21 protein-coding genes and 1 pseudogene are annotated in these 23604 nt (G+C 66.6%); 10 read left to right on the forward strand and 12 right to left on the reverse strand.

Annotated elements, in window-relative coordinates; all coding sequences use genetic code 11:
• Positions 1-28: 28 nt before the first annotated feature.
• The 10 genes from RIA68_05155 to RIA68_05200 all read right to left on the reverse strand — a co-directional run bounded on the left by RIA68_05155 (position 29) and on the right by RIA68_05200 (position 13955).
• Positions 29-1084, reverse strand: a complete 1056-nt coding sequence (locus RIA68_05155) for a hypothetical protein (protein ID MEQ8316825.1) — start codon at positions 1082-1084, stop codon at positions 29-31.
• Between the two features lie 88 nt (positions 1085-1172).
• Complete coding sequence (locus RIA68_05160) at positions 1173-2003, reverse strand: hypothetical protein (protein MEQ8316826.1); 831 nt, start codon at positions 2001-2003, stop codon at positions 1173-1175.
• Complete coding sequence (locus tag RIA68_05165) at positions 2000-2233, reverse strand: hypothetical protein (protein MEQ8316827.1); 234 nt, start codon at positions 2231-2233, stop codon at positions 2000-2002. Before RIA68_05165 ends, RIA68_05160 begins: the two co-directional genes overlap by 4 nt.
• A 27-nt stretch (positions 2234-2260) precedes the next feature.
• The gene (locus RIA68_05170) at positions 2261-3310 is read right to left on the reverse strand and encodes an NAD-dependent epimerase/dehydratase family protein (protein MEQ8316828.1); all 1050 of its coding nucleotides are present in this window, start codon (positions 3308-3310) and stop codon (positions 2261-2263) included.
• Between the two features lie 158 nt (positions 3311-3468).
• Positions 3469-4329 (reverse strand): sulfotransferase domain-containing protein, encoded by an 861-nt coding sequence (locus tag RIA68_05175; protein MEQ8316829.1) that lies wholly within the window; start codon positions 4327-4329, stop codon positions 3469-3471.
• Between the two features lie 26 nt (positions 4330-4355).
• The gene (locus tag RIA68_05180) at positions 4356-6158 is read right to left on the reverse strand and encodes an SLC13 family permease (protein MEQ8316830.1); all 1803 of its coding nucleotides are present in this window, start codon (positions 6156-6158) and stop codon (positions 4356-4358) included.
• 104 nt (positions 6159-6262) lie between these two features.
• Positions 6263-8872, reverse strand: a complete 2610-nt coding sequence (locus tag RIA68_05185) for a hypothetical protein (protein MEQ8316831.1) — start codon at positions 8870-8872, stop codon at positions 6263-6265.
• Positions 8873-9103: 231 nt separating this feature from the next.
• Complete coding sequence (locus RIA68_05190) at positions 9104-10543, reverse strand: ABC transporter permease (GenBank protein ID MEQ8316832.1); 1440 nt, start codon at positions 10541-10543, stop codon at positions 9104-9106.
• Positions 10544-10556: 13 nt separating this feature from the next.
• On the reverse strand, positions 10557-12137 hold the full coding sequence (locus tag RIA68_05195; GenBank protein MEQ8316833.1) for an ABC transporter permease subunit: 1581 nt from the start codon (positions 12135-12137) through the stop codon (positions 10557-10559).
• A 33-nt stretch (positions 12138-12170) separates the two neighbouring features.
• Positions 12171-13955, reverse strand: coding sequence for an ABC transporter substrate-binding protein (locus RIA68_05200; protein ID MEQ8316834.1), 1785 nt, complete (start codon positions 13953-13955; stop codon positions 12171-12173).
• Positions 13956-14204: 249 nt separating this feature from the next.
• On the opposite strand from RIA68_05200, the gene RIA68_05205 reads away from it, so the two are divergent.
• The 4 genes from RIA68_05205 to rfbB are packed head-to-tail and all read left to right on the forward strand — an operon-like array spanning position 14205 to position 17425.
• Positions 14205-14969 (forward strand): sugar phosphate nucleotidyltransferase, encoded by a 765-nt coding sequence (locus RIA68_05205; GenBank protein ID MEQ8316835.1) that lies wholly within the window; start codon positions 14205-14207, stop codon positions 14967-14969.
• Positions 14966-15514, forward strand: a complete 549-nt coding sequence (locus tag RIA68_05210) for a hypothetical protein (GenBank protein ID MEQ8316836.1) — start codon at positions 14966-14968, stop codon at positions 15512-15514. Before RIA68_05205 ends, RIA68_05210 begins: the two co-directional genes overlap by 4 nt.
• The gene (locus RIA68_05215) at positions 15511-16374 is read left to right on the forward strand and encodes a sugar nucleotide-binding protein (protein MEQ8316837.1); all 864 of its coding nucleotides are present in this window, start codon (positions 15511-15513) and stop codon (positions 16372-16374) included. Before RIA68_05210 ends, RIA68_05215 begins: the two co-directional genes overlap by 4 nt.
• Complete coding sequence (gene rfbB, locus RIA68_05220; GenBank protein ID MEQ8316838.1) at positions 16367-17425, forward strand: dTDP-glucose 4,6-dehydratase; 1059 nt, start codon at positions 16367-16369, stop codon at positions 17423-17425. Before RIA68_05215 ends, rfbB begins: the two co-directional genes overlap by 8 nt.
• A gap of 3 nt (positions 17426-17428) precedes the next feature.
• Here rfbB and prfB read toward each other — a convergent pair.
• Positions 17429-18454 (reverse strand): annotated as a pseudogene (gene prfB, locus RIA68_05225) (peptide chain release factor 2).
• A gap of 250 nt (positions 18455-18704) precedes the next feature.
• Between prfB and RIA68_05230 the strand changes: the two are divergent.
• The 5 genes from RIA68_05230 (at position 18705) to RIA68_05250 (ending at position 21894) form a co-directional block, all read left to right on the forward strand.
• Positions 18705-19754: a hypothetical protein gene (locus tag RIA68_05230; protein ID MEQ8316839.1), complete on the forward strand. Its 1050-nt coding sequence runs from the start codon at positions 18705-18707 to the stop codon at positions 19752-19754.
• A gap of 114 nt (positions 19755-19868) precedes the next feature.
• Positions 19869-20336, forward strand: a complete 468-nt coding sequence (locus RIA68_05235) for a sigma-70 family RNA polymerase sigma factor (GenBank protein ID MEQ8316840.1) — start codon at positions 19869-19871, stop codon at positions 20334-20336.
• Positions 20329-20880: a hypothetical protein gene (locus tag RIA68_05240; protein MEQ8316841.1), complete on the forward strand. Its 552-nt coding sequence runs from the start codon at positions 20329-20331 to the stop codon at positions 20878-20880. The genes RIA68_05235 and RIA68_05240 overlap by 8 nt, the downstream gene beginning before the upstream one ends.
• A complete protein-coding gene (locus RIA68_05245) occupies positions 20877-21143 on the forward strand; it encodes a hypothetical protein (GenBank protein ID MEQ8316842.1) in 267 nt (88 codons plus the stop codon). Before RIA68_05240 ends, RIA68_05245 begins: the two co-directional genes overlap by 4 nt.
• The gene (locus RIA68_05250; GenBank protein ID MEQ8316843.1) at positions 21133-21894 is read left to right on the forward strand and encodes an SDR family oxidoreductase; all 762 of its coding nucleotides are present in this window, start codon (positions 21133-21135) and stop codon (positions 21892-21894) included. The genes RIA68_05245 and RIA68_05250 overlap by 11 nt, the downstream gene beginning before the upstream one ends.
• Here the strand turns inward: RIA68_05250 and RIA68_05255 are convergent, their stop codons facing one another.
• Positions 21895-22569: an SDR family oxidoreductase gene (locus tag RIA68_05255; GenBank protein ID MEQ8316844.1), complete on the reverse strand. Its 675-nt coding sequence runs from the start codon at positions 22567-22569 to the stop codon at positions 21895-21897.
• Positions 22570-22673: 104 nt separating this feature from the next.
• On the opposite strand from RIA68_05255, the gene RIA68_05260 reads away from it, so the two are divergent.
• On the forward strand, positions 22674-23588 hold the full coding sequence (locus RIA68_05260) for a formate/nitrite transporter family protein (GenBank protein ID MEQ8316845.1): 915 nt from the start codon (positions 22674-22676) through the stop codon (positions 23586-23588).
• The last annotated feature ends 16 nt before the right edge of the window (positions 23589-23604 follow it).

Consider the following 23604-nt stretch of genomic DNA (forward strand, 5'->3'; position numbering starts at 1 on the left):
CTCTTCCGCGACCGATCACGCCCGGAGCTTACTTGACCTTCTTGAGTTCCTGGATGATGTACTGCATCGTCAGCTTGTCGTCGCCCTCGGGGAAGCTCGACAGCATCTGCTCCATGCCGGGGAGCCTGCGATCGATGGCTTCCTTGCCCCGCGCCTTCAGGTCGTCGATCATCAGCCGCGCCCGCTCCTGGTAGACCGCCGGGAGGTCTTCGAGCTTGATCTCGCCGCCCGCATTGCCCGAGTCACCCTCGGTGTTGCCGGCCTCGCCCTCGCTTGCGGCGAGCTGCTTCACGGGCTCGGGCAGCTCGAAGGCATCCTCGCCCAGGGCGTTGACCTCGAGCTTCGTCACGTTCATCTCGACCGAACCGCCGGGGATGCTGGGCGACTCGATCGTCATCTTGTGGAAGAACTGCACGCCCTCGATGGTCTTCCAGTCGCCCAGCGTGATGGTCGTGGTCTGGCTGCCCATCGGCGACTCGCTCGTCTGGGTCATGCCCAGCGGGCGCCCATCGCGGACGTCGAAGTACATGAAGCCGCCGTCCTCGCCGTCCTTGGGCTCGAACAGGACCTTGTAGGCCTCGGTCTCGCCGAAGCGCTCGCGGGCGACGACCTCGAGCTTCTCCATCTCCGGGCGCATGCGCTTCGGATCGAGTAGGTTGATGTGCCTGGAGGCCTGCTCATCGAGCTCCCGGGCCTGGCCTTCTTCGAGGATCACGTAGCGATCCTCGTCCATCTTCATCCACGCGACCTTGCCGTCCGTGCCCATCTCGGAGTTGCCGAAGGGGCTCTCGTTCGAGTTGAAGCGGCCGCCCTCGTGCGACCACTTGCTGACGGCGGTGATGGTCGTGCCCATGACCGACATGCTGATGACGGTGTGAAGGCTCTTGATCTGGTCGATCTTGTCGCGGCCGCCGACCGACTCGACGGCGTCGGCAAACACCTTGTCGATGCTCGGAAGGTCACCGTCCTGCTGGGCAGCCGCCGTGGCCCGCCCCTCGGCGTTGCCGCTGTTCTGGGCGAGGGTCGGAGCGCCGGCAACGAGGAGTACGCAGAGGGCGAGGGACGTGGGGTTGTGGCGTTTCATGGGATTCTCCCTTTCAGATCGTATTGGTCGCGGGCCGGGCTTGAAACGGTGCACGCAGCACAGGCTGGCTCGCGCAAGCGGGGTGCCGTCAGCGCGGCCCGTCGCCGGCCTCCAGCATGGCCTTCAGTTCCTGGATGGCGTAGCGGATCATCAAGCGTTCCTCGGCATCGTCGACCTGCCCGAGCATCGATTCGCCCTCTCGGAGGGCTCCACGCTTGGCGTCCGCATCGAGCGAACGGAATTGTTCGAGCAACGCCTCGGCCTGCTCGCGTGACGAAGCGCTCAGGTCATCGAGGGCGATGGGATCATCGCTTTCTGAATCGGCCGCCTCGGCGATGCGGCGGGCCTGCTCCTTCAGGGCGGCGGGCGGTTCGAACTCGGCGGCCGTTAGCTCATTGACCTCCAGCGTCTCGACCACCGTCACCGGCGACTCCATGCCGAACATGTCCGATTGGGTCGTCCACTTGCGTAGGAACTGCACGCCCTCGGTCGGCTCCCAGTCGTGAAAGATCTCGAGCATCGTGTGGCGGCCGCCGCCCTGCTTCGGCCAGAAGCGCTGCCACCCCTCGGGCATCATCGTTTCGGCATTGACGTAGATGACGCCAGAGTTCGTACCGCTCTTCTCTTGGTACTGCAGCACAACAACGCGGGCGTTGTTGAAGTCCGTCGGCTCGCCCACGGTGAACTCAGAAAAGTGCTCGCGGGCGTAAGCCGGCAGCGTTGCCAGCCGCATGTGGAAGTCGACGGAGCGACGCGACGGCACGGCCTGTTCTTCGCTAATGAGGAACGGCTCGTCGTCGAATGCGTTCTGACGCCACGCCAGGCCGCCCGATGTCGCCGTGACCTGCGGCGGATACTCCTCTTGGTGTACCTTTAGGATCCGGCCGCCGTCGCGAGACCAGTGATGCTCGTACTTCATGCCTGATCGGCCTCGTGCGTCACGACCCGAAGCGTCTGGATCGCAGCAATGCGTTCGCGTCCGCCCAATGCGTCGACGATTCGTTCGGCGATGGCGATTGCGTCGGGATGGAGTTCCTGGGCCTGGGTCGCGGTCGACTGCTCGACGGCGGTCTGTGCAATGACGGTCGGCACGCCACCGACCGTGGCGGCCGTCAATGCCGCGAGTATGGACATGGTTCGCTTGCTCACGCCGATCCCCCTCGACCCTGCCCGCACTCAGCCGGCCGCGCCGGCCTTCTGCTTGTCTACGTGGGCGCCCTTCGGAGCGGCCTCTCGCTGGGGCACCTTGCCTTGGTACTTCTTCATGTGCTCGTCGTAGATCCACTTGTACGTGCGCTCCATGCCGTCTCGCAGGCGGATGGAGGGCGACCAGCCGATCTCACGTTCGATCAGGTCGTTATCGCTATTGCGTCCGTTGACGCCCTTGGGCGCATCGAGATTGTACTTTCTGTCGAGCTTGATGCCGGCGATGTCCTCGACGATGTCGACCAGGCCGTTGATCGTCACCAGCTCGTTGCTGCCGAGGTTCAGCGGCTCGATGCTGTCGCTATGCATGATCTTCTGGCTGCCCTGGACGCAGTCATCGATGTACATGAACGAGCGGGTCTGCTTGCCGTCGCCCCAGATCTCGATCGAGTGGTCGCCGCTGAGCTTGGCCTCGATGACCTTGCGACACATGGCAGCGGGCGCCTTTTCGCGGCCGCCCTCCCACGTACCGAACGGACCGTACACGTTGTGGTAGCGGGCCACGCGGGTGTACATATCGAAGTCTTCGCGGAAGTGGCGGCACATGCGCTCGCTGAACAGCTTCTCCCAGCCGTAGCCGTCTTCGGGCATGGCGGGGTAGGCGTCCTCTTCCTTGAGCGCCACGACGTCTTCGTTGGTCTGCTTGTCGGCGTTGTACACGCAGGCCGAAGAGCTGTAGAAGAACTTCTGGACGCCGGCGTCCCGGGCGGCCATGAGCATGTGCGTGTTGATGAGCACGCTGAGCATGCACTCGGCCTTGTGGGTCTCGATGAAGCCCATGCCGCCCATGTCGGCGGCGAGCTGGTAGACCTGGGCCGCACCCTGGCAGGCCTTCCGGCACGCGTCGATGCCGTTGAGGTCGGCGACGAGGTTCTCGGCGTCGTTGTGGACCTGGTACCACTCGTCGAGCGGCTTGCGGTCCACCGAACGCACGCGGAAGCCCTGACGCATGAGGTCGGCCGCCAGGTGACCGCCGATGAATCCTCCACCGCCCGCAACAACAACCAGATCACCCGCCATGTCCGCTCCTCGATGGGCCTGGAGTCCGTTCCAAAGTCAAGAAACCCGCGGTCTCAGGCCTGCCCGCGGGTGAACGAGATGCTAGAACGCCCGCCGCGCCGAACACAGCCCGGCGTCGCGGCCGCCGGTCCGTCATTCGTCGCCGGGAGCGCTCGTGTTCAGCGTTTCGGCGTGCTCCAGTCATCGCCCGAGATGTACCCGAGCCGGCGCATGGTGTCGCCGGCGTGGGCCTCCAAGAACCCGAGGTCGGCATCGGTGTATGCCGTCCGCCAGTCCTCGATGGCGATGGTGAATTTGCGTCCTATAACATTCGTACTGTTCGGAATCCCAGTGAGCCGCGCGAGCCAGAGCTGCTGGCGGTGCTTGAGCTTGGGCGGCAGGAAGGGCTGACGTCGCCGAGGTTCGTGCCCCAGCAACTCGGCGAGCTCGTCCAGCATCGACGACGGGTCGCCGACCATCTGCTCGTAGTGCACGACGTGGGCGGCGGGCTGCAAGTCCAGCCAGGCCCGGACGTGGTCGGCCCAAAGCCGCACCCGGTTGCCCCCTGCGTTCTCCTCGCGGACGAAGTCCGATAAACTACCGGCCTTCGTGGCGCCGGTCGTTCGCTCGAACGCGTGCAAGCTCGCCAACACGGCCCGGACGTCTCGCACGCAGTACAGCACCACGCCCTCGCGGAGCGCCGCTTCGCTGAACGCTCGGCCGGCCTCGATAAAGCCAGAAAAGTCGGGCGTGCTGTGGGTCTTCAGCGGGGGCACGTCCATGCTCCGCACGACCCGCGCGCATGTGTCGACGCCCACGTGGAATCTGTGGTCGGTGCTGAAGCGGTCGAGCACGAAGTAGAGGTAGCGGTGCGGGTTGACGCCGAAGCGGAACGCGGGCCGGCACGCGTCGAACTGACGCCGGAGGAAGTCGAGCATCAGGTGCGTGCCCGAGCGCCGGTGCGACGCGACCACGACCGGCCGCACGCCCGGCGGCAGCGGCGAGCGTGGTGCGTCTGCGGTGTCTCCGGCGTCGGCCATCGCCGCAGGCTAGCGCCGGGCGGGGCTCAGAACGGAAACAGGAGCGGAGTGAGGATGACCGTCGTGATGCCGATAATGACGTTCATCGGAATGCCGATGCGCAGGAAGTCGCTGAAGCGATACCCGCCGGGGCCATACACCATCAGGTTGGTCTGGTAGCCCAGCGGCGTCGCGAAGCTGGCCGAACCGCCGACCATGATCGCGATGACGTACGGCATGAGGCTGACGTCGAGGCGCGAGGCTGCGTCGACGGCGATCGGAAAGACGAGCACGACGGCCGCATTGTTGGTGATGGCCTCGGTCGCGAGGCTGGTGATGACGTAGATCGCCAGCAGCACCATCCAGGGGTGCTGGCCGACGAGTCCGAGGATGCCGTTGGCGATGCCCGAGGAGGCGCCCGAAACGCGCAACGCCTCGCCGATGCCCAGAGCCGCGCCGATGACGATGAGCAGCGACCAGTCGATGCTGCGCCGCGCCTCGGTCACCGTGCAGCAGCGTGTCAGGACCATGAGCCCGGCGGCCAGGAGCGCGGCGCTGAGCATCTCGAGCACGCCGATCGCCGCGAGCATGACCATGCCCGCGAGGAAGACGACCGCGAGCGGCGCGCGGGCATGGCGGCGCGGCGCCGAGTCTTCGAGCGCGCTGACGAGCAGGAAGTCGCGAGAGTTGCGGTGCCGCTCGGCGAAGCCGGGGTCGGCCTCGAGCAGGAGCGTGTCGCCCGGCTTGAGCTCGATGTCGCCCAGCTTGCCCTTGAGCCGCTCACCCTCTCGGGCGACGGCGATGACGACCGCGTCGTAGGTGTTGCGGAACCGACCCTCCCGGATGGTGCGTCCCGCGGCCGGGCTGGTGCGAGAAACGACCGCCTCGAAGAGTCGGCGCCGGAACCGGGGAGAATCGAGCTTGAAGACCTGGTCGGTCGCGGGCGTCAGGCCTCGCAGGGTCTGCAGGTCCTTGATGGCTTCCACGACGCCCGCGAAGACCAGGCGGTCCCCCTCGCGGAGCACCGTGTGCGGCCCCATACCGGCCATCACACCGCCCTCGCGCTCGACCTCGACCAGGAAGCAGCCGGGAAGGTTCCGCAGGCCCGCGTCCTCGACCGTCTTGCCCGCCAGCGTGCTGCCCTCGGGCACGATCATCTCGAGCGTGTACTCGCGTGGGTCGGACATCACGCTCGCGGGTGAGCCCCGGTTGGGCAGCAGCTTCGGCCCGACCAAGAACAGGAACGCGAGGCCGACCAGCACGCACGGCACGCCGATCCAGGTAATATCGAAGATGCCGAGCGGTTCGAGCTTGGTATTCTGATCGATCACCATGCCGGCGACGACGAGGTTCGTGCTCGTGCCGATGAGCGAGCAGGTGCCGCCCAGGATGGCCGCGTAGCTCAGGGGCAGCATGACCTTCGACGGCGCCAGCCCGGTGCGCTTGCACCAGTCGGCGACGGCGGGGATCATCAGCGCCACCACCGGCGTGTTATTGAGGAACGCGCTCATGCCGGCGACCGGGAAGGTCATGCGCACCATGCCCGCACGAAGTGTTTTCGGTCTGCCGAGGACGCGGGTCGAGATCCAGTCGATGCCGCCCGTCTCGCGCAGGCCCGAGACCACGACGAACAGCACCGCGACGGTGGCCAGCCCCGTGCTGGCGAAGCCGCCGATGGCCTGCCCCGGATCGAGCACGCCCAGCTTCCAGCCCGGGTTGGCGGGCACGGGCACGACCAGCAGCAGCGTCAGCGCGGCCACGAGGATCGCATCGGCGGCGATGCGCGTGAGCATGAGGGCAAGCAGCACGGCCGCCACGACGCCCAGCACGATGACGGCTTCGATTCCCATGAACCCGCGGCGCTCCCCTGCACGCTCCCCTCGGACGGCCCGGCCCTGGGGCTACATCGGCTATCGACGGGCGGGAGGATATATCGCCGTGCAGGCGTCTGGGTTCACTGGCACTGGTCGATGGCGGTCAGCAGCACCAGGAAGTCGAAGATCAGGAATTGTCCGTCGCCGTCGAGGTCGGCCCGCGGGTCGCCCGCCTCCCAGTCGGACTGGAACACGAGCAGGTCGAAGACGTCGACGACGGCATCCTGGTTGTAGTCGGCCACGTCGCACGGGCCGCCCGTCAGGTCGCGGAGCTGGTCGAGCCACACCTCGGCGATGACCCGGCTGCCATAACTGGAATAGTGCGCGTCATCGGTACGCATGCCGCTGGCCGCCTGCTCGAAGTACGTCCCGGTGCGAGGATGCCCGGCGGCAAACACGGCGGATACGCCGGCATCCTCGGCGTTTTCATGGAGGAACCGGTGCCACGTCTCGTGGTCCTCGTGGGCGTGAACGGCGTCGCCCGCCCAGACCACTTCGGCATCGGCGCCGAGCCCGGCCCGGAGCTCGTCGAGATACCGCAGCATGACGGATGGCTGGGACCGCTGCTGGGCGAGCCCCTGGATCCAGACGTCGGCTTCGGACGCTACCGCCCAGGCCGCGAGCGAGCCGGGGAACGACGAATCGAGCTGCGGGGTGTAGCCCTGTCCGCTCTGGCCCGCCGATCCGAAGACGAATCCGTCGACGTCCGGACGCCACGCGCTGGTGGCATACAGCATCACGCCGAGCTCGTCATCGTCGGCCGCGCGAAGGACCTGGCCGCGCCAGGCACGGTCGTCGCCGGCTGGCACTGGATCGAACCGGTGGTCCACCGACACGAACCGCCACGGGCCGATGCGCAGTTCGCTGTCTGATTCTGGGCGCTCTCCGAAGGGATGCGAGAGCGTGACGACGGTAGTGCCACCCGCGATTTCGACGTCTGTCACGACCGACACGGCGCCACGCGCCGAACCGCTCGCCACCACGATGGCGTCGGCGACACGAACGTCAACGATGCGGTCGAGGACGAGGCGCGTGTCGTCGACGAACGTGTCGCCGTCAACGAGCGTGATCGACGTGCGCGTGGTATCGAGGGGTAGGTCGACGTCCGGGCCCGTAGGCTCGCCCGTGCCGTGCTGCATGACGCCACGCTCGGGCGACCACCGCAGCGTGCTCGCCCCCGGGAAGGCCAGCACGGTCGATCGCACGACGAGTGGCGCGTCGGCACGCAGCAGGCTGCCGGCGACCGGACCGCACCGGAGCCGATACACGCCTCCCGGCGAAATGCTCGTCGCCGGACCGGGGCCGCGGCTCCCAGCCGGGAGCGTGCCGCTGCCGAATCGAGTCCAGTCGGCCCACTGGTCCGCCCGCGTGTGCAGGGGCCGAACGAGCGTGACGTCGGGCGTCGACTCGGACGTATCCAGTCCAAACCACCCGCCGCGTGCATCGAGCAGCGTGGCCGGACGCATCATGACGCCAGCGACCCGCGGCAACAACGCTTGGACGAATCCGTGCGCAAAGCCCTCGGGCCAGGGCTGGGGCGCAAGCCTGCCGCGCACGCCCCGGCTGTTGGCACTGACCATGACGCGGATCAGACCCGTGGGCTGCGTGGCCAGCATGCGGGCCTTGTCGCCAAGGGGGCCGATGGCCCCGGTGGGCGCCTCGAACGACACGAGCTCGGGCGCGAAGAATCCATCCATGCCCTGTTCGAGGCGGCTCGCATGCACGAATCCGTGCGCCTGCTCGATCGGAACGACCCGAAGAAAGGCGTGGCTCAGCCCGGCCGTGCGCTCGCGTGCGCGGTCGAGGATGATGACGTTGGACGTCCGCACGGGCCCGCCGACCCACGATGCCTTGTCATCGATCGTGCCCGGACCGTTCGCGCCCGGGCTAACGGCATGGAACGCGAGGAACGAGCACCCGAGCCAGCCGTTCATCCAGCCGCCGGCGTCGCCCGTGTCGAGACCGTGCGGGGCGTAGTAGTCCCGGCTTTGCCAAATAGCGCCAACATCGACGTCCTTCAGTGCGTGGTCGCGGATCGCGAGCGCGTCATACGTAAGCATGGCTGCTGGGAGGCCGAGGGGCGACGAACCGATGGTCAGCCCGCTGACGTCTGGCAAGAGCATGGCTCGCGGCCCGGGCGTCTTCGCATGTGACAACGCCAGCGACTGCAGCCCCGCACGGGGGCCGAGTACGGGGTCGCCGGTCTGCTGGCGGTCGGCGGCGAACCGCGAGGCACCGGCATCCCTCCGAAGGCGGGCCGTCGCGCTGGCGATGTCGGTCTCGCTGGCCGAGCCCTGATCGATCGCAAGCCACGCGCGGGCGCGCCGGGCCTGGTGCTCCATCGAGACGGCAAGCAGGTGCCAGCGGCCCGATTGCAAGGGCGTGTCGAGCCGGACGGTGGCGGCATAGGCGTCGTGGGCAAGCGTGGCGTCAAGGCCGTCCGGCCGAGCGACGACCGTGAGCCGGCCGCCGATCGAGAGCACCGAGCTGGTTTCCGTCACGCCCTGCTCGGCATAGATCCACACCAAGAGCGACCACTGGCCCGACTCGAGCGAATCGGGGAGGATCTGCGTAGGAATGACCATGCGGGCGTCGGGCGAAGCAACGCGGACGCCGGCGGCGGCCTGGGGCACCAACCCGAATACGAACACCATGCCCAGCATGGCGAGCAAACAACGCCCGATTCGCATCTCGTGCACCCCTCCGGACCCCTCCAGGCCGCGCCCCTCGAACCCAGGAACATTTTCTTTCAAGAATGGCTGGCGTGCCAGAAAAACGGGCGCATATTTCAAATGTCTTGTCTCTCTCCTCCTAAACACGGCGCCCGGTTGCTGTCGGACGTCGTGTTTTCTTTTGCGCACGCAGAACTCATGGCCCACGCTGGAAGGCGTGGGTTTGTTTTTTGTTTGGATCTGTCCGATTCAGCGCGCGTGCTTGGGATCAAAGGCGTCCTGCAGGGCGTCGCTGAAGACGTTGAACGCCAGGACGAGCCCGAACATGAACGCCGTGGCGGTGCCGATCTGCCAGAAGAACTGGTTGAGCACCTCGCTGCGCGACTCGCTGATCATCACGCCCCAGCTCGGCTGGCCCTGCACGCCGATGCCCAGGAAGCTGAGGATGACCTCGCTCTTGATGGCGCCGATGAAGATGAGCGAGAAGTTGATGAAGACCAGGAACAGCACGTTCGGGATGATGTGCTTGCGGAGGATGTAGAAGCGCCCGGCCCCGAGCGCGGTGGCGCTCTGCACGTAGTCGAGCGAGCGGATCTTGAGCGCCTCGCCGCGGATCTGACGGCACGGCGCAATCCAGAACGTCACGCCGAAGGCGACGTACATCGGGATGAGCGTCTGATGAACCTTCACGCCGTCGGTGAACGGCACGGTCAGCTCCATCGAGCCAAACACGAACGCCACGACGGTGAGCAGCACGATGTAGGGCACGCTCGAGAGCGTCGAGTACAGCCAGACGATCGAATGGTCCACCCAGCCGCCGAAGAAACCCGCCGTTGCGCCAAGGAACGCGCCGACGATGACGGCGATGATCGCCGACACCAGTCCCACTTGCGTCGCCACGCGGATCGAGTACACCGCCCGCCACAAGATCGATCGCCCCTGGCTGTCGGTGCCGAGCACCAGGCGCATGTCGTACATCAACCCGGCAAAGCCCGTCGGATCGGGGAACACGGCATCGACGCGTTCGTCGAGCGTCGCGATCTCGGCGAGCAGCGCGTCGTAGGCCGCGTCGGCGTCGGCCCGGAGGGCCTCGGCCCGCTGACGGGCGGCCTCGCGGTCGGCCTCGGTCGTGGCCTCGCGCGCATCGGCCCGTGCATCGGCAAGGTCGTCGAGTAGGAGCTCGTAGTCTTCGTAGACGACGTCGACCTCGTCGAGCTGGACGTACGCCACATCCAGTCGCTCCTCGATCTCCTCGATCGGGGCGTCAACCACGCCGAGCTCGGCAAACTGCACGGCCTCGAGCGCCGCCACCGGATCGTCGCGTTCGAGCTCGCGCTCGACCTGGGCAAGCATGTAATCCGCGTGCTCGAGCCGCTTGTCGGGGTCGGCGCGCTCGAAGAAGCCCGGCAGGCTGTCGGGCCCCACGCGCTCGGTCGCCCGCTCGAGCGAGAACTCCTTGACGATGAACGTGTCCGACAGCCGCCCGCCCGAGACCTTGTTGGCGATGTGGGCGCCGACGATGATCAGCGCTATCGAGATATAGATGGCGATGACGCACAGCGCCACCACCGCCGCCTTGTCTCGCATGAAGGTGCGGTACGACCGCGAGCGGCGCAGCGACTTGAACCAGCCGACCTTGCCCTCGGCCAGTTCTCCCTCGATCTTGCGATCCAGCAGCGATCCGCTCAACGCCCGGCCCCTCTCACTTCAGCGTGACCCGCGGGTCGACCACGGCGTAGAGCACGTCGGTCAGGATGTTGGTGATGATGAACAGCGCCGCCAGCAGCGCGGTGATCGCCTCGACCACCGGGAAGTCCTTGTTCGTAATGGCGGTAAAGAGCTGCTGGCCCATGCCGGGGATGCCGAAGTAGATCTCTACGAGCAAGGAACCCATGATGATGAACGGCAGCGAGATCATCACGCGGGTGATGATCGGGATCAGCGCGTTGCGCAGCATGTGGCGATACATCACGCGGCGGTTGCTGGCGCCCTTGGCCCGGGCCGTGCGGATGTAGTCCTTGTTGCACTCCTCGACCATCACGGCGCGATAGAACCGCGTGTCGTAGCCCATCGCGACGATGACGCCGATCAAGACGGGCAGCAGGCAGTAGTAGGGCCATCGGCTGAGCGAGCCCGGAACCGACGCGAACCACGACATCAGTATGCGAAGCCCGCCGGGCTCCTCGACGCCCTTGTCGATCAGCTCCTGCTCGACCTGCGACCAGATCGGCAGCACCGGTTCGTACCCGAACGTCGAGAAGATCTCGATGTCGAAGGCAAGTCGAGGCCACTGCGCCCCGAAGTACTGCCCCACGATGACGTACACCAGGTAACTGATGCTCATGCCCAGCACGGCCAGGAACATCACGCCGCGATCCAGCGGCTTGCCGCGATTGAACGACGCGAGTAGTCCGAGGCTCGTGGAGATGAGCGTCGTCAAGATGAGCACGGGCAGCGTGACCGACAGGCTCGGCACGATCGAGGTCGCGATGATCTGGCCCACGCTCTGGCTCTCGACCGACCAACTCCGCTGGTCGAACCGCAGCGTCACGATCCGGCCGAGAGCCGCGAGGTACTGATTGTCCCACAGGCTGCGGCCCCAGCCGCCGACGGTCCAGGGGTCATCGACGATTTCAACGTTCGCGGCGTCGGTATCGGCAACGAGCGGCTCGGGTAACTCGCCCTCGGCCACACGCACGGGCTCGATGCGCACGGCGTCGATTACCACGCCCGTGCTCGAGTCATCGAGCACGCGGACGACGAGCGGCTCGCCCGTCGACAGGTCGACGTTGCCCAGGTCGGCCCAGCCCATGCCGTCGATCTCGATGGATCTCGGCGGACGCGTCTGGTCCATCGAGACGGTCCGCAGCGCGATGTCGTCCTCGATGAGCCGCACCCAGACCAGGCCCGACTCGCCGACGGAACGAGCGATCTCACCGTCCTGCACGGTGGGCCAGGTCGCCTGCACCTTGTAGGTGCCGGCGGGGAGGTCGAAAGTCCATTGCACGTAGGCCTTGCCCGTGCCGCGACCCTTGGCGAGGTACTCGCCACCAAGGCCACCCTCGCGCGATTCCCACGTGCGGCCGCCGATCTGCCAGTCTCCCAGCAGCGGCCGGTCGAGGCCGAAGTCCGACCGTTTGGTGTTGTACTGGTCGTAGGTTGGGAACTTGCCCAGGTACGCCGTCACCGGGTCGGTGAGGCGCAGCAGGATCATGAGAAAGAGGATCACCCCCATGTACACGGGGATGTTGTACAGGATGCGTCGAAGGACGTACGCCCACATGCCGGCCTTGCCGCCTTTCGTGCTCGACCGGTCTTAGCGGGTCTGCTCGGTATCGAGGTACTTGAACCACGACCAGAAGCGCTGCGTGGGCTTGGCGTTGTCCACGTGGTCGTTGACCAGGAAGTATCGGTTGCGCGCGAGCGAGCCGACGTAGGGCGAGTCGCTGAGGATCATGTCACGCATCTGCTCGTACAAGGCCGTCCGCTCGGGGCTGGGCTCCATCAGCCGGGCACGCTCGTACATGGCGTCGTACTCGGGCCGGTTGTAGTTGGAGTGGTTGCTGCCCGGCGAGGCGTTGGGCGAGTAGAACAGCGCGAGGTTGTTCTCGCCGTCGGGATAGTCGCTGGCCCATGCGAAGCCGAAGAACGGGACTTCGCGGCGGTTGACCTGCGAGATGAGGTCGGGGAAGTCGAGCAACACCTCTTCGATGCGGATGCCGACCTCGGCGAGCTGACGCTTGAGCATCGCGGTCTGCCGGGCGTTCGTCCCGCTCCGGCTCGTCGCAAAGCGGATGGGCGGAAGTCCCTCGCCGTTGGGATAGCCGGCCTTGACGAGATACTCGCGGGCGAGCTCGAGGTTGGGGCCGCGATAGGCTCCCTCGACGCGGCTTCCCTCGGGGTGGCCGTCCAGCCCGGGAGGAATGGGACCGTCGTACACGGTGCACAAGCCGGCGTAGAACGACTCGTTGATCTCGTTCAGGTCGACGGCAAGGCTGATCGCGCGGCGGAGGGCGACCTTCTCAGGGGTGTACCCGCCGACGAGCTCGTCTTCCATGTTGAACGAGCGGAAGATGAAGTCGAGCTGCGGCTCGACGACGTAGGTCACGCCCTTGCGGCGGAGGCCGCGGTCCATGCGCTTCGTACGCGGGTTGAAGGCGTTCTGGAAGAAGTCATACGGGAGCTCGATGTAGCCCAGCTTCTCGTTCTCGAAGTCGAGCCACAGCGGGTTGTCCTCGACGTACATCGAGAACTCGAGGCGATCGACCATCGGGATGCGCTGCCCGCCGGCGTCGGCCAGGCCGCGCTCGACGTCGTCGGACGACCAGCCCTCGCTGGGGTAGTAGGCCTCGCGGTACTCGGGGTTCCGCACGACCACGAACGACTGCTTGGGGCGCCACTCGCGGAACACGAACGGGCCCGTGCCGACGGGGTTGGCCGAGAACCCGTTGCGACCCTCGGCGTTGTAGTACTCCACGGCCTCGCGCGGCACGATGGAGGTCTGGAACATCTGCAGCACCCAGATGAAGCGGTAGACGGGCTGCTGGAGCACGACCTCGAACTCGGTATCGCTCAGCTTGCGCAGGCCCTCGACGGGCGCGTCGTAGTCGAACTCGGCGGCCTGGTCCTGCCGGGCCTTGTACTCGTTGAAGCCGACGATGGTGTCCTTCAGCAGCCACCAGTTCTTGCCCTCGCTGGCGCGCTGGTCGGCCAGCCGCTTCCACGAGTAGAACACGTCGTCGGTGGTGACCTGCCGTCCCTCGCCTCCCGGGAAGCACTCGCTGTCGTGGAACTTGGCGTCTTCCCGCAGCTTGAACTGCCAGACCTTGCGGCCCTGCTCGTCGGTGTAGCTGGTGGGCATCTCGGCCAGCAGCAGCGGCTCGAGTTCGTTGGGGTTGGTGTACTTGGGCTGGAGCAGCGTCTCGTAGACCTGCGAGCAGGCCATGTTCTCGTACGTGGTCGAGCCCTGGGCAGGGTCCAGCGTGTTGGGTCCGGCCGTCCGCATCGGCAGGCGGAGGATGGTGTCCTGGGCCATCGCCAGCGGCGTCGCCATCAGCACGGCAAGCAAGACGAGGAGCGCTTGGATTCTGTTTGTACTCACCGCTGGCCTCCAGTCCGGAAGGGGAGTCGGTCGGACCCACGCGGGCGTGGTCCAGTTCTCTGGGATGCAGGGTACGGGCCAGGCCCGTCTGCGCCAACTTCATGCTCACGCACGGGCTTGTGCTTCCACCCGACCAACAATACCACCGAGACGCCGCCGCGTTGGCTGGGGATGTCCCCCGAAAACCGGACGCGAGTCGCCGAGGTCGATGGTCGATAACGACTCGGAGTGAGCCGCAGGAGGTGGGCAGTGAAGGGCGTGATCTTGGCGGGCGGGCTCGGGACGAGGCTTCGGCCGCTAACGCTTGTGACGAACAAGCACCTGCTGCCGGTCTACGACCGGCCGATGATCTACTACCCGATCCAGTGCCTGCTCAACGCTGGCATCAGCGAGATCCTCATCGTCACCGGCGGAGAGCACGCCGGCGACTTCCTGAAGCTGCTCAAGAACGGCCACGACCTGGGCGTGAAGCGCCTTGCCTACGCCTACCAGGAGGGTGAGGGCGGCATCGCCGACGCGTTGCGCCTGGCCAAGGACTTCGCCGATGGCGAGAAGATCTGCGTCGTGCTTGGCGACAACATCATCGAGGGCAACATCAAAAAGGCCGCCGGCGACTTCTTCACCCAGAAGAGCGGGGCCAAGCTGCTGCTCAAGACCGTCGACGACCCCGAGCGCTTCGGCGTGGTCCGCTTCGAGGGCGAGGGCGACGACCAGAAGGTCGCCGAGATCATCGAGAAGCCCACCGACCCGCCGAGCAACAGCGCCGTGACCGGCATCTACTTCTACGACGCCGACGTCTTCGAGATGTGCGAGAGCCTCGAGCCCAGTGCCCGCGGCGAGCTCGAGATCACCGACGTGAATAACTTCTACCTCAAGCGCGGCGACCTGACCTACGAGACCCTCGACGGCTGGTGGACCGACGCCGGCACGTTCGAGAGCCTCCACCGCGCGTCGACCATGGTGCGCGAAGGCGGCGCCAACCACGTGCGATTGCCCGCGGGAGCGAACGCATGAGCACGGCCACCACCACGAAAAACACGGACATGCCCACCGCCGCCGAAGCGCGCAAGCCCGAGCCCATCCGCAGCGTCCAGCTCTCACCAGCCGAGGCCTTCGAGATGGCAAGGGAAGAGCTCGAGCCCCTGCTCATCCCCGCATCGATCTTCGCCGACGACCGCGGCTGGTCGGTGATGAACCTGATGCAGGGCGTGCTCGGGCCGGCCGGCCAGATCAACTACTCGGTGATGTACCCCAGCGTCATCAAGGCCTGGCACCGGCACACCAAGCAGACCGACTTCTGGCTGTGCATCAACGGGCACGTCAAGACCGGCGTGTTCCGGGAGAGTGACGGCCGCCGCTGGATAGCCGTCGTCGGCGAGCGTCGGCCGGGCGTGGTGATCATCCCTCCACCGCTCTGGCACGGCTGCGCAACGGTCGGCCACGAACCCGCAGGCCTCTTGTACTACGTCACGCACCAGTACGACCCGGGCACGCCTGACGAGTTCCGCATGGGCCACGACGCGGTCGAGGCGTTTCCATGGGGCGTCCAGCACGGATGAGCGAGCTCGACGGCAGGTCGATTGGCGTGCTCGGAGGCACCGGCATGCTCGGGCGCGCCGTGCTGGCCCGCCTCGCCGGCCGCGGCCTTCGGGTGACGTCGCTGTCGCGTGCAGACGTCGACCTGTCGCTGCCAGAGACCATCGCGAACATGCCGCCGTGCGAGGTGCTGTTCAATTGCGCTGCGTGGACCGACGTCGACGGCGCCGAGGCCCACGAAGCGGAAGCGACGCAGGCCAACGGCCACGCGATCGGTCAGATGCTGAATAGCGGCAAGATCGGCTTGCTCGTCACCTTTGGCACCGACTATGTCTTCGATGGCCAAGGCCAGTCGCCCTACACGATCGACCACGAACGCGCGCCGTTGAACGCGTACGGTCGCTCGAAGGCGGTCGGCGAAGAGTCGATGGAAGATTGCGACGTCGGCCGTTGGCTGCACCTTCGGACGAGCTGGCTGTACGCGCCGTGGGGCAAGAACTTCGTGCTCACGATGCGCAAGCTGTTGGCCGAGAAGCCCTCGCTCTCGGTCGTCGACGATCAGCGTGGGCGTCCGACCTCCGCGGATCATCTGGCAGGGTGTGCCATCGAACTCGCCAGCCGCGGAAAGCGCGGCCACTGGCAAGCCACCGACGGTGGCGAGTGCACCTGGTACGAATTCGCCCAAGAGATCAAGCGCTTCACCGGCGCCCCTGCCGTCATCGAGCCCTGCACGAACGACCAGTTCCCACGACCCGCCAAACGGCCAGCCTATAGCGTGCTCGATATCGGCCAGACCGAGGCCGAACTGGGCCCCATGCCCCACTGGAAGGACAACCTGGCCGACGTGCTGCGTCGCGTGCCGGAAGGGATCACCAATGCCTGACAAGCGTGCGTTCCAGCATCTTCTCGTCACCGGCGGCTGCGGCTTCATCGGCTCGAACTTCGTGCGCTCGGTGCTCGAATGGCGCCCCGGCGTGCGCATCACGAACCTCGACGCGCTGACGTACTCGGGCAACCTCGAGAATCTCGCCGACATCGAGGGGCACGAGCGCTATACGTTCGTCAAGGGTGACATCACCGACGGACCGCTCGTGCAGTCGCTCCTCGCCGAGTGCGACGCGGTGGTGAACTTCGCCGCCGAGAGCCACGTCGATCGGTCGATCCAGGACGCCTCGCCGTTCATCACGAGCAACGTGCTCGGCACGCAGGTGCTCTTGCAGGCCTGCCGCAACACCTGGGGCGACGACGGCAAGGCCGGACGCTTCCTGCAAGTGGGCACCGACGAGGTCTACGGCTCGCTCCCGATCGACGAGCCCGACGAGCTCTTCACCGAAACGACGCCGCTCGATCCTTCGAGCCCCTACTCGGCTTCCAAGGCCGCCGCCGACATGCTGGCGATGGCATTCCACCGGACCTTCGGCATGGACGTGCTCGTCACGCGGTGCAGCAACAACTACGGGCCCTACCAGTTCCCCGAGAAGGTCATCCCACTCTTCGTCACCAATCTGATGCAGGGCGAGCAAGTGCCGCTGTACGGCGACGGCAAGAACGTGCGAGACTGGCTGCACGTCGTCGATCACTGCGAGGCCATCCTGGCCGTCCTCGAGGGCGGGCGTGCGGGCGAGGTCTACAACATCGGCGGCAACAACGAGCGCAGCAACCTCGAACTAACGCATGCCATCCTTGGAGTCATGGGCAAGGGCAAGGACATGATCCGGCCCGTGGCCGACCGGCTCGGGCATGACCGTCGCTATGCCATCGATGCCACCAAGATGAAGGCCGAGCTCGGCTGGCAGCCCACGCGCAGCGCCTGGCCCGAGGGCCTCGAAGACACGATCCGCTGGTACCAGGACAACACCGAGTGGTGGCAGCACGTCCGCAGCGGCGCGTACCGCGACTACTACGAGAAGATGTACGGCGCTGCCAGCAGCTAGGTCTTAGCCCTTCTCCGAACGCCGTCGCTTCAGCTCGGCATCGATGAACTTCTCGATCTTGCCGTTGAGAACGTCGGTGGGATTGCCCTCGACGTTCGTGCGATGGTCCTTCACACGGTTGTCGTAGAGCACGTAGCTTCGGATCTGCGTGCCCCAGCCGCGGTTGAGGTCGCCGCCGGCGGCTTCCTTGATCTCGGCGCTGCGCTTCTCTTCCTCGATCTGCTCGAGCTTGGCCTGCAGCAGCGTCAATGCCTGCGCCTTGTTCTGTGGCTGGTCGCGGTGGGTGCTGGCGACGAACATGAGCCCGGTAGGCTTGTGCACCACGCGGCACGCGCTGGCGACCTTGTTGACGTTCTGCCCGCCCGGACCGCTGGAGCGCGCGAAGAACGTGATCTCCAGGTCCTTTTCTGGGATCTGCACGTCCATGTCCTCGAACTCGGGCGTGACGTCGACCGTGGCGAAGCTGGTCTGCCGCTTGCCCTGGGCGTTGAACGGACTCACTCGCGCCAGCCGGTGCGTGCCGCGCTCGCAGTTGAGGTAGCCGAAGGCGAACGGCCCCTTGACGTGCAGGGTGATGTGGTCGATCCCGGTCTCGACGCCGTGGCCCTTGGAGACCTCTTCGACCTTGAAGCCCATGTTCTCGAGGTAGTAGAGGTACATCCGGAACAGCATCTCGGCCCAATCGTTGGCCTCGGTGCCGCCGTCGCCGGCGTGGATGGTGAAGTAGCAGTTGCGGTGGTCGTGCTTGCCGCTCAGGAGGCTCTGCATCTCGACCTTGTCCATCGACTCCTGGAGCTGGTGCAGCGCCTCGTCGGCCTCGACCAGCAGGTCCTTGTCGTCGCCCTCCCGGGCCATCTCGTAGGCCACCTGGGCCTCTTCGAAGGCCTCGACGACCTTGTCGAGCGGGCCGAGCTGGGCCTTGATGACCTTGAGCTCGGCCACGGTCTTCTGGGCGGCATCGGGGTCGTCCCAGAACGTCGCCTCGCCCATCCTGTTCTCGAGCTCTGAGAGCTTCTCGTGCTTGCTGTCGTAGTTAAAGAGAGTCGCGGATGGTCAAGATCCGCGCCTCGAGGTCATCGATGACCGGCTGGTGGGCGTCAAAGTGCATGGAGAAGGGGTCCTGGAATAATTCGGGGTCGGATTCGTGAGGGAGATGGTAGCGTGCCGGGTGAAAAAATCTGTCCCCCCGCGCCGCGCTGCCCCGTCGGCTCCGTTTCATGCGTACGGGCCGTGGGGCCCGCGTTCCCGAACCCGCCGAACCCGACCGCAGGAGGCACCCATGCACGTCCGCACGCTCGCAGCCGCACTCATCGCCGCCACCACGATGTCCGTTGCCTCGCCCCAGGCCTTCGGCCAGTCGGGCGGTCGCGCTGGAGTCAGCGGCTCGGTGAGCGACGATCGGCGGTTCATTACCCTCGAGTTCACGGGCGGCTCGCTCGATGCGTTCATCCGCCAGATCCGCAAGTCGGCCGGCGAGAGCCCCGTCAACATCCTGTACCCTCAGGAATTCGCGGAACTGCAGCTGCCCGCGATGCAGTTCGAGCAGGTCGACGTCGCCACGGCCCTGCGAGTGGCGGCAGGCCTCAGCGAGTCTCGTCCCATGCTCATGCCCGACGGCCGCGAGGCAATGTGGGAGGTCGCGGGCGTCGGCGGCGGAGGCGGCGCCCCGGTGTTCTTGATCTCGGTCTACGCCGAAGAGCTCGACGAGGAACACGGCGAGTCTGAACCCGAGCACGAGGAATACTTCGAGCGGTTCACGATGGTCCAGTCGCTCGCGGGCCTCATCGCCGGCGAGCACGCCCTGGGCGCCGATGCGGTGCTCTCGAGCATCGAGATTGCCCTGGACATGGTCGAGCAGGGCGATGCTGATCTGCGATTCCACGAAGATACCGGCCTGCTGTTCGCTCGCGTCACCATGGACCAGCAGCACGCCATCGAGGAGACGGTCGGGCGTCTGACCGAATCGGCGTCCTTCATGCGCCGCGCGCAGTCGCAGTCCCAGTTCTCGGAGTTTCTGGACGCGCTGCAGGTCGATTCCCAGAAGGAGGCGATCCAGATCGTGAGAGAAGCTCGCCAGACGGCCGAGCAGATCGGCGTGCAGCAGGCACAGATGGAGGACATGCGTCGCGCCATCGAATCCGAGCACCTCACCCGAGAGCGACAGGCCCAGCGTCTAGAGCAGGAGATCGCCGCGCTCCAACTCGAACTCCGCCAGGTACGTACGGTCGCCGAGGACTTGGAGCGACAGAACCAACGGCTCAAGGACGAGCGTGAGACGCTCCGGAGCGAATTGGAGGCGATGCGAGCCGAGCGACGCCCACGACAGTGAGGATCCTTGCCCGAGCACGGCCGATCAGACCAATGCGATGGCCCGGGCGCTTCACTCCCCGATGCCCGGGCCATCACTATGCGCTTTGCTCGGGGAGACCAGGACGCCTTCGCCGTGTTCTATGAAGCCACCTTCGACAACGCCCTCGCCGATGCACGACGGCTGACCGGCCGGGACGAGGCGTTCTGCCTCGACGCCGTGCAGGACGCGTACCTCCGCGCAGCGAGGAAGCTGCCGGCGATGGACTCGTGGCCCGCCTGCCGGGCGTGGCTGAAGACCGCCATCGCGAGCTGCGCCATCGACCGAATCCGCAGCGACGCCGCCCGGACACGGCGAGAATCCCAGCCTCGCAGCCGTTCGGTTACCGCCGCGTCGAATGAGCAACTCGAGCACATGCTCGGTCGCTTCGAAACCCAGCTCGACGATCGCCAGTGGCAGGCCGTCCGGCTGCACGTGGGTCACGGCTTACCGCTCTCGGCCGTTGGGCGAGCCATGGACCTCAGCCGCCACGCCGTGCATGGCCTGGTCCGCCGGGGCATCGCCACGCTGAGCGCCCAAGCGAAGGGAGACGTCGATGACTGATCAACCCACGCAAGACCTGATGGATCGCAAGGCCGAGATCCTCCAACTCGGCCAGCAGGCGGTCGCTCGGCGCGGCGAGCAGCGTCGCACACGCAACCACGCGGTAGCAATGGTGCTACTGACCGCCAGCGCCACCGTGCTTGCGTACGCCATGATCCCGATGCGCATCGGCCAGGAACCGACCACCTTCGCCGACGGCGGCGCACCGGCGCCCAAGCGGTTGGTTGCATACGTGTCGACCACCAGCGGGCTCGCCGAATCCCTCGCCACGCCCGCGTTGCCGACGATCGAACGCATCGTGACATCGTCCTCGCGCATCGCACGTGTCCAGACCAGGCCCGTTGACATGGCCGACCACCTGACCGACCAGCAGGCACTGGCGCTGCTGCGGGAGGCCGGCAAGCCCGCGGGCCTGGTCAAGGTCGGCGGCCGCGTGACGCTGGTGTACCACGACCGGCCCGAGTCCGATCTCGGCCCCAGCGGCCACGGAGCCGTCAACGACCACGCAACCCTCGCGGCACTGCGGCCATATCGTCCCATGTGATCGCCGCGCTCTCCTACCTGGTCGCCCAGACCAGCCAGCCCGCCAGCCCGATGGCGCGAGGCTGGTTCATGCTGTTGGGCCTGATCCTCGCGTCGATCGTGCTGGTCGTGGGGTTGCTCGTGCTCGCCAGCCTCCGCCGGACACGCCGAGGCCAGCCGCCGACCAAGACGCCGCACGTCGACGCGTGGGCCGAATCGGGCAAGCGTGCCACCCCAGATCCGAGCGCAAGCGACGTGCTGGGCGAGGACGATCATGAGCGCTGAACGCCCGGTGGCGCTCGTTACCGGCGGGGCAAAGCGCGTCGGGGCGGCCATCGCCACCGAGTTCGCTACGCGCGGCCTCGACCTCATCATCACCTACAACACGAGCGGTGAAGAAGCCAGCCAGCTTGCGGACCAATTGCGAAGCAGCCACGGCGTTCGAGTGAGCACAGCCGCTTGTGACATGACGAATCCCGACGCCGCGGCGCGCGTGTGCTCGGAGGTTGCGCAGGGAGCCGGCCGCCTCGACGTGCTCGTACACAATGCGTCGGCCTACTTCCCTACGTCGCTCGACGGCAATCTCGACTGGGAAGCGACGAAGCGGCTCTACGCCGTCAATGCTGCCAGCCCGCTCCTCATCACCGCGGCGCTCGCGTCGATGCTGCGATCCTCCACGCTCGAAGGCGGCGGCGCCGTGGTTGCAATGGCCGACATCCACGCCATGGGCCGGCCGCGCCGCGACTTTGCCGCCTATGGCATGAGCAAGGCCGCTCTGATCGAACTCGTCCGAACCCTCGCCCGCGACCTGGCGCCGCAGGCACGAGCCAACGCCGTCGCACCGGGTGTCGTTGCCTGGCCCGAATCCGGCTACGAGAGCGATCAAGAGTCCCAGCAGGCCTATCTGCGGCGTGTGCCCCTGCAACGCACCGGAACGCCGGAAGATGCCGCACGGCTCGTAGCCGCCCTCGCGCTCGACCACGCATACGTCAATGGCGAAATTATCCGTCTCGACGGTGGACGGTGGCTGGCTTGATCAGGCCTTCCACGCCTTGATCGCATTCCGCGCCTCTGCCTCTCCATCGACAACACCGATCGTCTGCCGGATCGCCGCATCCTCGTCCAGGCAGGTCACCATGACCGCGGCCGTATTCGCCCGGCTCGTTCGTGGCTTGCTCAGCCCCTTGCCATCGGGCGACACGAGCTCGACGCCCGTGGGCTCCTCATCGTCGTCGTGCAGCGCGCCTGGGCACACGATCGTGTACTCCAGTCCCTCGCCGTCGAGCGTCTCGTGCATGGTGCGCAGGAAGTCGTCGGCTCGTCCCTTGGCCCGCCGCCAGTGCGGAATCGGATCATCCTTTGCGTCGCGATCCGTGTTCAGGCCGCTCAGCAGCACGAAGCGTTTCGCTCCGGCGTTGAGGGCCGCGACGGCCGTGCGAATCGCGCCGAGCTGGTCGATCAGCACCGTCATGTCCTTGCCGGTCTTCGCTCCTGAGCCCGCAGCGAAGACCACCGCGTCGCAGCCCTCGACGACGTCGTCGATGGGATGGAGCAAGTCGCCCTTGACGGTCTCGACGCCCGCCCCGGCGAACCTGGGCTGCTGCTCGTCGCTGCGGATCATGGCGATGGGTTCGTGCTTCCCACCCGCCTTGAGCTGCTGGACGACCTTGAACCCGGTGCTCCCGTTGGCCCCGATGATGAGGGTGCGCATGGCCTGCCTTCCTTTCTCTAGAACACTCCTAGGACTCCAAGAGGCCGAGATCGCCCGGAGGAAGAAAGTTTCATGGAAGCCCTCGCTCTCAGACGCGCCTTGGATTGCCCCAGGAGCACACCATCGCCAACGAACCCCCCGCAAGCCGAGACACCACGAACGGAACCGAGCGCGACGGTGAACACCGTGCCTACCAGCCGGTCGTCCTGAAACGCACGGATATCGCGCTGCGTCACCCCAACGACACGCTGCAGCTTGCAATCGAAGAGGGCGTCGAGCAAGCCGATCGGCGATTCCTTTCCTTGCTGCTCAGCTCCGTTGGTGCCGGCGGCACGATGGCGTTCACCGCGCTGGCCGTCGGCGTCATGGCAAGCGCGACCGAGGGCGTCGAGCCCTCGATCCTGCACCGGGTGCTGGTTGCCCTCGTGTATCCCCTCGGCTTCGTCGTGTGCCTCATCAGCGGCACGCAGCTCTTCACGGAGCACACGGCCCTCGCGGTCTATCCCGTGCTCGATCGCCGCGTGGCCGCGCCTTCGCTCGGCCGTATCTGGGGCACCGTGTTGCTCGGCAACATGATCGGCTGCGTGCTCGGGGCGCTGCTGCTGGCCGGTGCCGATGGTGTGGTCGGCGCGAGCGAGGGATACGCGTGGGCCGCCGGCCACTTCGTCGAGTCGGGAGCAATTGCAACGCTGCTGAGTGCCGTGCTGGCGGGCTGGCTCATGGCCCTGGCCGGCTGGCTCGTGCTCTCGACGCCGCCGGGCGTCGCGTCGGTGATGCTGATCTACTTCGTCACGCTGCTCATCGGCCTGGGCGGTCTGCACCACTCGATCGCAGGCACGGCCGAGATGCTCACCGCGGCGTTCACGGGCGCCGACCTTTCGCCGGGCGACGCCGCGGCTGCGTGGGTGCTCGCGGTCATCGGCAACCTCTTCGGCGGCTCGATCTTCGTTGCGCTGCTCAACTACGGGTCGATCCGCCACACGCGAGAGGGCGAAGACGCGGATTCCTCCAAGTCCTAGCGTCGTCCGTACCCCT

The organism is Phycisphaerales bacterium (assembly GCA_040217175.1).
Taxonomy (GTDB): Bacteria; Planctomycetota; Phycisphaerae; order Phycisphaerales; family UBA1924; genus JAHCJI01.